Source organism: Clostridium guangxiense (genome assembly GCF_021043395.1).
GTDB lineage: Bacteria > Bacillota > Clostridia > Clostridiales > Clostridiaceae > Clostridium_S > Clostridium_S guangxiense.
The window spans coordinates 30,892-43,349 of record NZ_JAJNKE010000026.1 but is presented as its reverse complement, the minus strand read 5'-3'; the positions used below and the strand labels follow the sequence as shown (position 1 = coordinate 43,349).

8 protein-coding genes and 1 other annotated feature are annotated in these 12,458 nt (G+C 33.2%); of the genes, 4 read left to right on the top strand and 4 right to left on the bottom strand.

What is annotated here, in order from left to right:
* Window positions 1-160: 160 nt before the first annotated feature.
* Window positions 161-431: a binding site (T-box leader), on the top strand.
* Window positions 432-637: 206 nt separating this feature from the next.
* Window positions 638-1,750: an iron-containing alcohol dehydrogenase family protein gene (locus LQK79_RS14250; RefSeq protein ID WP_231016972.1), complete on the top strand. Its 1,113-nt coding sequence runs from the start codon at window positions 638-640 to the stop codon at window positions 1,748-1,750.
* A gap of 311 nt (window positions 1,751-2,061) precedes the next feature.
* Here LQK79_RS14250 and LQK79_RS14245 read toward each other — a convergent pair whose 3' ends face one another.
* Together LQK79_RS14245 and abc-f are read right to left on the bottom strand one after the other, a co-directional pair.
* A complete protein-coding gene (locus LQK79_RS14245; protein WP_231016970.1) occupies window positions 2,062-3,036 on the bottom strand; it encodes an effector binding domain-containing protein in 975 nt (324 codons plus the stop codon).
* Window positions 3,037-3,154: 118 nt separating this feature from the next.
* On the bottom strand, window positions 3,155-5,083 hold the full coding sequence (gene abc-f / locus LQK79_RS14240; RefSeq protein WP_231016968.1) for a ribosomal protection-like ABC-F family protein: 1,929 nt from the start codon (window positions 5,081-5,083) through the stop codon (window positions 3,155-3,157).
* Window positions 5,084-6,155: 1,072 nt separating this feature from the next.
* On the opposite strand from abc-f, the gene LQK79_RS14235 reads away from it, so the two are divergent.
* On the top strand, window positions 6,156-6,359 hold the full coding sequence (locus LQK79_RS14235; RefSeq protein ID WP_231016966.1) for a hypothetical protein: 204 nt from the start codon (window positions 6,156-6,158) through the stop codon (window positions 6,357-6,359).
* A gap of 128 nt (window positions 6,360-6,487) precedes the next feature.
* On the opposite strand, the gene LQK79_RS14230 is transcribed toward LQK79_RS14235, so the two are convergent.
* Window positions 6,488-7,699 (bottom strand): DUF5050 domain-containing protein, encoded by a 1,212-nt coding sequence (locus LQK79_RS14230; protein WP_231016965.1) that lies wholly within the window; start codon window positions 7,697-7,699, stop codon window positions 6,488-6,490.
* A 77-nt stretch (window positions 7,700-7,776) separates the two neighbouring features.
* Window positions 7,777-10,272 carry an MBL fold metallo-hydrolase gene (locus tag LQK79_RS14225; RefSeq protein WP_157055832.1) on the bottom strand — a complete coding sequence of 832 codons (2,496 nt, stop codon included), beginning with the start codon at window positions 10,270-10,272 and terminating at the stop codon, window positions 7,777-7,779.
* A gap of 411 nt (window positions 10,273-10,683) precedes the next feature.
* Between LQK79_RS14225 and LQK79_RS14220 the strand changes: the two genes are divergently transcribed.
* Complete coding sequence (locus LQK79_RS14220; protein WP_231016964.1) at window positions 10,684-11,658, top strand: ABC transporter ATP-binding protein; 975 nt, start codon at window positions 10,684-10,686, stop codon at window positions 11,656-11,658.
* Between the two features lie 98 nt (window positions 11,659-11,756).
* Window positions 11,757-12,458, top strand: coding sequence for an ABC transporter permease (locus LQK79_RS14215; RefSeq protein ID WP_231016962.1), 702 nt, complete (start codon window positions 11,757-11,759; stop codon window positions 12,456-12,458).

The window sequence follows — 12,458 nt, the reverse complement described above, 5'->3', positions numbered from 1 at the left end:
TTCTCTGTTGACATACAAAAAAGTATGTTCTATAATTTACCTTAAAATCAATTAAATATAGTGAAATCAGTTCAACTACAAACTATATATGTACCATAGTTCCTTAAAGATTGGTATTTTGAAACATAAATAGTTTAAAGTTTCACAGTGATTTCATCCTATAAAGGCAATGAAGAGAAGGAGTAGGTATTTCTTACTGATTTTAGAGAGAAGCGGATGGTGGAAACGCTTTATCAGGTAATATACGAAGTAGTCTCGGAGCTGCAGACCAAAAGAAACAGCACATATTACTGTTTTGAGTAGACTCTGACGGATTTCCTACCGTATAAATGGGAAACGGCATCGATTTATAAAAATCCGTGTTGTTATGAGATATAGTTGTAATACTTCTATATGAAGTTAGGTGGTAACACGAGTCATTCGTCCTAATATTAGGATGAATGGCTCTTTTTTTATGCAGCTAATTTTAAGCAGCTCTGGATTTTTATCGTGCCTTTAAAGATAAACCGCTTGAAACTTGAAAATTAATTTGTATCAAAATGCTATCTTCTAGGCATTTTGATGCAAATTGATTTTTGTAGTTGATACTGTATATCTATAGTATTGATTTCAAAAAAATAAAAAGGGGCTGTTAAAAATGTCAAGTTACAATGTTTATTTACCAAGCTATAGTGTAGGAGCTGACTGTTATAAGGAAATACCCTACATAACAAGAAAATATGGAACTAAAGCAGTTGTAATTGGTGGAAAGACTGCAATAAAAAAAGCAAAAGCTGCAATACTCGATGGAATACAAGGTTCTAGTATTAAAATTCTTGATTTCTTGTGGTACGGCGGAAATTCTAATATGGAAAATGTAGAAAAACTAAAAAACGATCCACTTGTACAAGCTGCAGATATGCTTTTCGGGGTTGGAGGAGGAAGAGCCTGCGACACAGTAAAAACTGTTGCTGATATGCTTGATAAACCTATTTTTACCTTTCCTACGCTAGCTTCAAATTGTGCCGGTTGTACAGCACTTTGTGTTATTTACAATGAAGATGGCTCATTTAAGGAATATTATTATCCAAAGCAACCTCCATACCACATATTCATAAACACAAAAATTATAGCCGAATCACCTTATGATATGTTCTGGGCAGGCATTGGAGATGCACTATCAAAAGAATATGAAGTTTCCTTTGCTTGCAGAGACAAGAACTTATACCATATACCTCTCTTAGGCTTAGGCATTGCCAAAACATGTACCTCTCCATTAATTGATCTTGGAAAAAAAGCTCTAGCGGATTGTAAAAATAAAACATCTTCTTTTGAACTTGAACAAGTTGCCTTAGATATTATAATGCTTACAGGTATTGTTTCAAACTGTGAAGTACATATAAATCAGCCAGATCCAAAGGATAGATATTACTATAACAGTTCACTTGCACACTGCGTATATTACGGCTCCTCCTTGATACCAGAATGTGAAAAGCACCTGCATGGTGAAATTGTAGCTTTTGGTGTATTATGTCTCTTAACCTACGATAATCAGCTAGAGGAAAGAGATAAAATACTTGCCTTCAATAAAAGTGTAGGGCTTCCTACTACTATGAAAGAAATCGGTCTTACAGAAAAAGATTTGCCTATAGTTGCAGAAAAAGCTGCTTCTGTTATTGAATGGGAATACGCACCTGGAATGTCCACGAAAGAAAAATTTATAAATGCAATAAAAGACGCAGACAAGGCAGGAAAAGTAAGTATGCAATAAACACTAAAAGCTTATATTAAAAGGTTATCCATACAAACTGAAATTTAACTCAGAGTACAAAGTACAGAGGACAGAGTACAGTGAAGGATGATTTTTCTCCGCTGTCGCTACAAAAAATCTTAAACTTAGTGCATGCAAAGCGCTTAAAATATAGCGCTCAGCGTAGCTGACACCATTAAGTTCTAAGATTTACCTGAGAGAAACGAAAGGTAAATCCACCTTCACTGTACTTTGTACTCTGAATCAACTTCCAGTTTGTCAGTATAAATTTGTTAATGCCATTTTTAATCTTCCAAGTCGTCTATCTAACGTTATTTTAGCTTTATTGGCAAAAGCAAATCAATATACCCATCTATTCCGTTTTTAGGCCAACCCATATAGGAAGAATAAACCCAATTTAAGTGTTCTTCAAGGCAGCCATCCATAATCTCTTCTCCCTGCTCACTGTAATTTGGTGCATACTTGTCACTTTCTTCAGCCCACTTGCTCAAAAGCTGCCATTCTTGAAAATCAGGGAATGCAATGGTATGTGCCGCGTACATTCCGCCTTCAACTCTCTTTTTTACTAGCGGTGCTGGCACTTCCATATCTTCTGGAATAGTTACCCACTCCTCATATCCATAATTTGGTTTAATCGGCGATGGATTTGGATGATTAAATCCAAACATCCTTGCATCTGGTTTTTTTTCATAGAGCTTGCTCTCGCAAGCAAACTTATCTACCACACCTCCAACGGTTTCTTCTGGATTTTCACCAACAAAATGATACGAAGCAACAGTAATTGGAGGCAGCAAAACAATACGAACCTTCCTAAGCTTACCTAATGCCTCATTTGCCTTATTTAATTTTTCCATCGATCCTTCCTCCTTAAAATTAATTCGAGAAGGGGTAAGCGGTTCAATAAATTTTATAATATCAGCATCTCCCAATAAATCGAGTCTAATTTTTGTTCCTATACTTTCGTTCAAGCGTGATACAAAAATCTCCAATACATCACGAATAATATTGAGAGCAGTTATCTCACCATTAAGCTCGGCAATGTTTTTTTGAAATATTTCAATAATCTGAAGCTGTTCAGGATTTTCCAGAATCAACGCAATTTCCTTTAGTGAAATCCGCAGCTTGCGTAATATTAGAATGCACTGCAGACGTTTTACAGAACTTTCATCATAAACTCGATATGCGTAATCTTCTTCGTGCTTACTTGGCAGCAATCCTATTTTTTCATAATATCGAAGCGTCCTGGTAGAAACCTTAAAGCCTTTACTCACCTCGCTGATAGTCATAAATTCCATACGCTCATCTCCTCTCTTTAATCAGAATAATGGACGACACGACGTCAAAGTCAAGAGTTTTTCAAAATTTCCTTTATAAAAAACAATTCTCATAGTAGAAATCAACTTTTTAGTTACTTAAACTGAGCCATAACTTCATAGCTAAATCTAATTCTTTATTCAATGCACATTTTTTATTGTAAAGCTTGTTTAGCTCATCATAACTTAATCCATCCTCAGTCATAGCCAAGTCAACCTCTTTTATATCATTTTCAAGACTCTCAACACTTTTTAAAGCCTTGGCTGTTTCTGCTTCATGCTTTTTTCTCTCGTAATTATTCTTCTGCTCTTTATTTTTTTCACGCTTTACTACAGTTTTTTTAGGGGACTGAAGCTTTAAGTCTTCCTTTAGTTTTTTATAATAATCATAATTACCAGCATAACTTTTAAAAGCCTTATCCTCAAGAGCAATAACTCTCTCACCAATTTTGTTTATAAAATATCTATCATGTGAGATAAAGAATATAGTTCCATTAAATTCTTCCAAGGCTTCTTCAAAAGTTTCTATGGAATCTATATCAAGGTGGTTAGTAGGCTCATCTAATATCAATAAATTAATATCTTCATATAGTAATTTACTAAGTTTAAGCCTAATTTTTTCCCCTCCTGATAACTGCCTAACCTTTTTAAATACACTTCCTCCGAAAAACATAAACTTTGACAGGTATTCTCTCGCTTTTCCATCCACTATAGAAATATCTTCTCTAAAGCATTCAAGAACCGTAAGCTCCTCATTTTTAAAGGTGATATTTTGTGGTAAATACGCCACCATTACACTAGCTCCAAGTTCCACCGTGCCAGCATCTGGCCTTTCTTCACCAAAAAGAAGTTTTAAAAATGTGGTCTTTCCACTGCCATTTGGACCAATTAATGCTACTCTCTCACCAAACTTCACCAGCAAATCTGAATTTTTAAAAATAACTTTATCTTCAAAGCTTTTGGAAAGCCCTATTACCTTAATTGTATCATTACCTGACCTTTCTGCTGCCTTTAAATCTAATTTCATATTCTTTTTTTGAAAAGTTGGCTTTGCTATTTTCTCCATTTTATCAAGCTTTATCTGTATGCTTGCAGCTCTTTTAAAGAATTTATTGTTGTCAGCTCTCATTGCCCAGTCACGAAGATTTTTTACAGTATCTTTCATGGTATTAATCTTCTTTTGCTGCTCCCTAAAATTCTCATATTGTATTCTTAAATTTTCTTCTTTTTGATAAACATACGCAGAATAATTACCTTTGTAGGTCATGCACTCTTTATCTTCTACCTCTACAATTTTTGATACCACGTTATCTAAAAAGTATCTATCATGGGATACAACAATTACGATTCCTTTATAACCTTTAAGATACCCTTCAAGCCATTCAATTGAATCCATATCCAAATGGTTTGTAGGTTCATCAAGTAAAAGTATATCTGGATCATCAATTAAAAGCTTCCCTAGAAGAACTGTAGTTTTTTCACCGCCGCTTAATAAACTAAAATTTTTGTTTAAAAAACTGTCAGAAAGCTTTAGTCCTGTGCAAATCTTATTTAATTTCTCTTCCGCAGCATATCCTCCCTTAACCTCATATAATTGAACTAAATCACTGTACTGCTTCAAAGTCTTTTCTAAAGCATCAGCTTCTAAAAGTTTCATTTTTTCTTCTAATTTATGCATTTCGCTTTCTATATGGTAAATGTCTTCAAAAGCCAATTTTAAAATATCAATGACCTTTAAACCGCTCTTATACTCTGGTATTTGCTCAAGATAAGCACAAGTAGCTTCTCTAGGTATCACAACCCACCCTTCATCATAGCCCGGACTTGAAACCTTTGGGTAACCAGGCCAATAATTGAAGGGCAATACTCCAGCTATTAATTTAAGAATTGTACTCTTGCCACTTCCATTGGCACCTACTATACCGACTTTTTCTCCTGAATAAACCTGAAAACTTATATTTTTAAGAATAAGGGAGCCTTCCATATATTTTTTTATATTATTTACTGTTAATTCAAACATAAAAATTCCTTCTTTCTTTAAATAAAAAGGACCGTAAGAAGATGTTTTCCTCTTACAGTCCAAAAATACTACATATATCTATTATAATTTGTTAAATTTAATATAAGTTTTGTGACTTATACAAAACCTTCTATAAAATATCAACATCAAATTTATAATAAAAATTTCCTGAAAGTAAGCTGCCTTCTAAATGCTTTATCCCATAAAGAGTATCCTGTACATAGACAACATGAAAGATTTAAATTACTAATACCAAATTTATCCCTACAAACTGGAATTTAACTCAGAGTACAAAGTACAGAGAACAGAGTACAGTGAAGGATGATTTTTCTCCGCTGTCGCTACAAAAAATCTTAAACTTAATGCACGCAAAGCGCTTAAAATATAGTGCTCAGCGTAGCTGACACTATTAAGTTCTAAGATTTACCTGAGAGAAACGAAAGGTAAATCCACCTTCACTGTACTCTGTACTTTGTACTCTGTGCTCTGAATCAACTTCCAGTTTAATAGGATAAACTTGGCATTATCATTTTCAACCTTCCATGTTGTCTATCCATAAATAGGCCTATATAAAACTAGGCTTTTAAAACTCAATATGAAAATCCATATTAATTTTGGTTAATTAATATTAGCAATTAGTTGGTATCATACTTACTTCCTCCTCAAGTTTTTACTATGGTTCAAGAATACATTATTCCTTTTACTCACGCAACCTCTTACTTAATTCATAAACAAAAATGCGTCAAGTCTATAAATTATCAGCTATATTTTTAATCGCTTTAGTGATAATAGTTGCCATTTCCCTACTATCACTGATAAGCTTGGAACTCTTACAAACGGAATTGGAACATTAAATAATAATTCAAAACTTTTAGTAAATGGCTTACAAACAACTAATAATGGAAGTATAACCTTAGAAAAGGGACTACATACTGCAGCCGATAAGATAGGTACCCTAACAGATGGTTTAAAGGTATTAAATGCCTGTTCTAATTCTTTAATGAATGGTTTGTAGACCGTTAACCAAGGAACAGGTCAGCTTAACAATGCTTTAAATAATGGATACAATAATATGGATAATAAACTTAAATTTAGTTCCGAGGATATGTCCAAGTTTTTGAACAGTTTTTTGGAAAAATTCACACTAGGCTCAGCACTTGTAGCTTTACAGGCAATAATTTTAAGTTTTGGTGTTATTGAAATATTAAATATTAATGCTGCAGTTAGCTTATTCTGGAGGAACTTTTCCAATAGAAACTGCACCAGCATTTTATAGGGTAATTAACAATATCGTACCTATGTCTTATTCCGTAGATACACTTAGAATGACTACATCAGATATAAATAAATTTGTATTAAACTATAATATGATAATATGCTGCTCGTTGTTTAAAAATGAACTTGTTAATTTCCAAGTGTTATATGATTACTTCCATCCAAATTCATTTTATACCATGAATTATCGCTGCTATTTATATAATAAATTTCATTTCCTAAAATATAAAAGTTATTAATACCTTGACCTATTTTAATCGGATTACTTCCATCCAAATTTGCCTTATATAATATACTATTTTCATCTGCACTATAATACATACTGTTACCTGCAAAATTAACACAATTTAAGTTTTTTACATTCAAATTTAATGCTCCAGTTCCATCCTCATTTGCTCTACCTAAGTTAAATTTTGATATATAATCTGAACTATTAGTTCCATAATAAATCATGCCATCATATATATACAGTGGTCCTCTTACTTTGCTAATAATAGTAGTACCCGTATCTCCTGAAACAGCATCTGCCTTAATTTTACTTACGGTTCCACCATTATTGCAGTAAATATAATTTCCGTCTAGTGCAAATTCTCCTTCAAATATGTCACTCTTTCCTATCTCCTCGGCACCAGTACCATCAACTTTCATTTTAGAAACATATTCACCTAGTCCATTATAATTATGATAGTATATATAATCTCCTTGTACATAAATTTCCTTAACCTCTACATCTGATACTTTATATGGTCCTGTACCATCTGATTTTACTTTGTATATTTTTCTGTCATCATTATTGACAAAATAAATCCAGCCATTATTTACGCTTATATATTTTGCAGTATCTTTACTTAACTTAAAATTACCAGTTCCATCGCTTTTAATTTTGTAAAGTCCATCAGTGGCACTATAATAAAGCCATTCTCCATCCGATGCAATCTCCCCACCGTTAACTAAATTGGCGTTACTACTTACATCTTGATTTATACTAAAATTCATTTTCACATCATTACTTAAATTTTTATTATCAGTTGAATAAATATCCTTTTGTACATTTAAAGTATATTTTTCTCCCAAACTATATCCTTCACTTGGTGGACTAACTAAAATCTCATTGTCACTATTTCCTTTGCTTACACTGACTTTAATATCATCCTGCTTATTATCAAATACATGAACTTTATTTTTGACTTTATCATCAAATTTAACTGCCTTACTAAATTTTATAGTCCATGTCTTATACTTACCAACAACCTGATTATCTACTATTTGAGCATGAACTGTTAATGATTTCAAAAATACTAAACAAAAAACAGCCATCGCTACCTTAGAAATCTTACTCATAACACTTATACCCCCCTCAAATTCAAATTTTTTCCATTTACTATTATACTACAAATGTAATAAAATATTAAATATTTTTATAAAGCTGTATTTAAATAACATCCTGTACTTCCCTCAAATTCACTTTTAATTTTTTCTAACACTTCTTTGCTTCCATCTTCTAAACTCAAAGTAACCTCCATAGTGCCAAGATTAAAAGATGGATTCTTCTTTAGCTTTATCCCTTCTTTCACACAAAGTCTTACTACAATATTAATAACTTCATTTTGGTTTACAGAATTTGATATAGACATGTTCCATCCTATGTCTTTTGCAATAGACCCTATTTTTTCTGCATATTTTCTTCCTATTATAGGTGAAATAAAACTAAGCTCTAGGTTTCCTTTAGATTTAATGCTTTTCTTATAAGGTTTATGCTTTTCACCTTGAAAACAGGTATCTATATATTTTAATGCTTCATTTTGCTCCATCATAGGTGAGTTTCCCGCTGACATTACGCAGCTATCATTAATTGTGCTTTTTATATTATTACTGCCTTGAAGAACTATATCAAAGCCAGTTTTCTTCTTAAATTCTTCTTTCTCAGCTTCAAACCCCTCTACTTTATCATCAGTTAACACTAAAACTTTGTTTTCATTAAGCAAAAATGATATTTTCTTTATAGTTAAATTTAAAAATAGAGTTCTTATTAAATTTTCTAAAGCATTATTATTTGTTTCCTTATTGATTTCAACCTTCCATTCAAATTCACCTTCAAAATCAGATATAATATTACTTATATCCTTATTTACTGCTCTTGGAAAATCAAAAACAAGTATTACTTTCTTTTCTCCCAATTTAATGCTTATCTTTTTAAAAGCATATCCATTAAAATGTTCTCTAATTAAATCATTTATTTCATTTGGTTTTAATTCTTTAGGCTTAAGATCCTCTTCTACATCTTCTTTTGACCTTGCTTTAAACATAAAAAATCTTCTAACATCATTTTCAAAGTATGGTGAATTTAAAAGAACGTTTTTCATGCTTTCAAATTCCACAGAATTAAAAACAGCATTTCCCTTCCATATAACAAGAAGTTCTTCTATAGTAAATAGTCTTTCATTATAGTTTTCACGTACAAATTTCCAAAGCTCCTCTACATTTTCTTCACTAATCTCATCCTTACGGCTTAATAAATGTTCAAGCTGTCTTTTTAGCTGCTTTCTAGGAACTCTTATATTTACCTCTATTGTTTCTCCATCTTTAGGCACATATACTCTCCCCATCACATCACTAGCTATTTCACTTGCAAGACCTTCAATAACGCTTTCTTCTCCATGAACAAGAAATATATTTCTTGAGCTAAGCTGCTCAGCCAGTGCTTTTATCTCATTCTTATCACTATGAGCCGAAAGTCCAACCTTCTCTATGCTGCATTTTACAGGAATACTTTTTCCGTTTATATCCATAGTTCTCTCTTCTTTAGGAAGTTCTATGAGGTTCAAAAGTTTTCTGCCCGGAGCTTCCTCATCCTGATATCCTGTTATAACAATATACCCGTTTTCCATTCCTGCTATTCTTTCTCCGTAATATTGGCTAGGTCCTCCTGTCATCATTCCAGAGCTTGATATAATAATTACTGTTTCCTCGGAATCTAGAAGCTTTTCTCTTTCCTCTTTATTCTCTACAGGAGAAATATTGTCATCATAAAAAGGTTCCGTTCCCCTTAATATTTTCTTGCCAAGGCTCCCTTTTAAATAAAGTGGGTTATTTTTATATACCCTATTTATGTTTTTTATCATTCCGTCAACATAAACTTTAACTTTGGGAAGCTTACCTTTATTAATGGCACTTTTTATAATTAGTAAAACTTCCTGTGCCCTGCCTAGTGCAAAGGCCGGAATTAGCATTTTACCGTTATTTTTAATACAATCACTTATTACATCTATTAGCCTATCTTCTTCTATTTCTCTGTTGCTGTGAAGTTTATTTCCATAGGTTGATTCAAATATAGCTGCATCCGGTCTAAGCTTAGGTATTTTTGCTCCTTCAATAGACCTCTGCTTAAATATAGAAAAATCTCCCGAATAGAAAAGACTTCCTTCTTTTGAGGTTATATACACTCCTGCTGCCCCTGCAATGTGACCAGCCTGATAAAAACTCAATTTTATACCAGCTGCAATTTCAAATTCAACTTGATAATTAATTGTAAAAATCTTGCCCATCATATTTTCTACATCTTTTTCTGCATAAAGTGGTATTTCAGCTTCTCTGCTGTTCATAATTTTTAAGCTGTCATAAAGAAGCACCTTCGTAAGATCCTTTGTCATGTTGTTCATATAAATTCTGGCATTGGGATACTCCTTACTTATTAAAGGCAGTGCCCCTATGTGATCCATGTGTGCATGGCTTATTATGATTATATCTGCACCACCATTTTCTTGAATGGTACTAAAGTCTGGCAGTATATCTTTAGCCGCTCCCTGCCTTATTCCACAATCTAGAAGAATGTTCTTATCCATAAGCCTCGCAAGCATACAGCTAGCACCAACTTCTCTTGCTCCACCTAAAAATGATATTTTCAAATTTTCCACTTCCAATCCTTAACCTATATATTATTTACTAATTTCAAATTTTAAATTAGTTAAAAATCTTTTTGATACATTTAACTTACATAAATTGTGCACTGAAATCAATACATGTAAGTATATAAAAAGCCCCTATCCAAGCTGGATAAGGGCGCATTTCCATATTATGTTAGCCATTTTTGGCATGTTGGTCAATAGTTTAATTATTTTACTGTTATTTTATACTTATATCTTATAGTAAAAATGCAAGTCTGTCAACTAAAATTTAGATATTATATGAAAAACCTAGAAAAATTATTAAGATTACTTTGGCACCTATTGTAGTATAAAATAAGACTTAAATGCAAACTTTCGTTAAAGCCTGTTTATCTATATAATTAATAAGCACAGAAATCAGAGTACAAAGGTGGTGTTTAAGTGATTGAATTAAAAGAAATTTCTAAATCCTTTAAAGTTTCCAAGCGAAATGCTGGACTCGGTAATGCTTTTAAAGCTCTATTCAATAGAGAATATGAAGTAGTAAAAGCTCTTGAAAATATATCCTTTACAATTAATGATGGTGAAATGGTTGGCTATATAGGACCAAACGGTGCTGGAAAAAGTACCACTATCAAGATTATGTGCGGCGTTCTCACTCCCGATAGTGGTGAATGTATTATAAATGGACGTACCCCTTGGAAAAACCGTATAGCTCATGTACGTGAAATTGGAGTCGTATTTGGCCAAAGGAGCCAACTCTGGTGGGATGTACCTGTTATTGACAGCTTTGAATTAATACGTGATATGTACAAGATTAATGAAAAACTTTTTAAAGCCAATTTGGATGAGCTTTCCGAGCTTCTTGATTTAGGGGAATTATTAAAAACGCCAGCACGAAACTTAAGTCTTGGCCAACGTATGCGCTGTGAAATTGCTGCTTCTCTGCTGCACAATCCAAAAACATTGTTTCTAGATGAACCAACTATAGGACTTGATGCAGTCTCCAAAATAGCTGTGCGTAATTTTATTAAGAGGCTTAACGCTGAAAGGGGCACAACTGTCATACTTACAACCCATGATATGCAAGATATTGAGGCATTAACCAATCGTATACTATTAATTGGAAAAGGCAAGATACTACTCAATGGAAGTCTAGATGAGCTAAAAAAACATGCATCCGAGCGCAAAACACTTGTGATAAAATACCGCGGGAAAGCACCTAAAATTTGTGCAGGAATGACAATTACTGAAGCTAGTGAAGGACAGCTTGTAATTTCCCTTGATCCATCAGCAGTGCAGGTCTCAGATGCAATTGGATATTTTGCCACGCAGACGGAATTACTTGACGTTTCAGTCTCTGACATAACTACTGAAGAAATGGTTGCCTCTCTTTATAAGGAATATAGCATATGAATATGTATATATCAGTATTCCGGATACGTTTTATAAACAACTTACAATATCGTGCTGTATCATTTGGAGCAATTCTTACAAGGTTTTTATGGGTCCTTATGGAAGTACTTGCATATTCAGCACTTTATCACACTGGCAATAACACTTTTCCAATGAAACTTTCACAGACGATTTCTTATATATGGATGCAACAAACATTAATAGTACTTTTCGCAGTGGTTTTTTCAGACGGTGAAATTTATTCTACCATTGAAAGTGGTTCCATTGCCTATGAACTCGTCCGCCCAATGAACTTATATGGCCGTTGGTTTTGTGAGTCCGCTGCCAACCGCATTACTTTTACAATACTTAACTGTCTACCTTCACTGCTTTTAGCACTTATCATGCCAAAGCCGTACAGAATGTGCATGCCGCTTGGTATGGCACAATTCCTTCTGTTTTTACTATCAACAGTACTTGCATTGTGCGTAGTTGTTTCATTTGCTATGCTTATGTATATTTCAATGTTTTATATACTGTCTCAGAGAGGTATAAAAATCATAGTTACTGCTTTTACATCATTTTTATCTGGAGGCATAATACCTTTACCATTTTTTCCTGCACCCATTCTTGCAATTGTTAAACTGCTTCCCTTTGCGGCAATGCAAAATATGCCACTTATTATATACAGTGGAACTGTTAAAGGTACAGCTACTTTGAAGGGTGTTGCCTTTCAATTATTTTGGCTTGTAGTACTGTTTGTCATTGGACAGTTTATTATGCGGCGCACCCTAAAAAAAGTAATTGTACAGGGAGGTTAA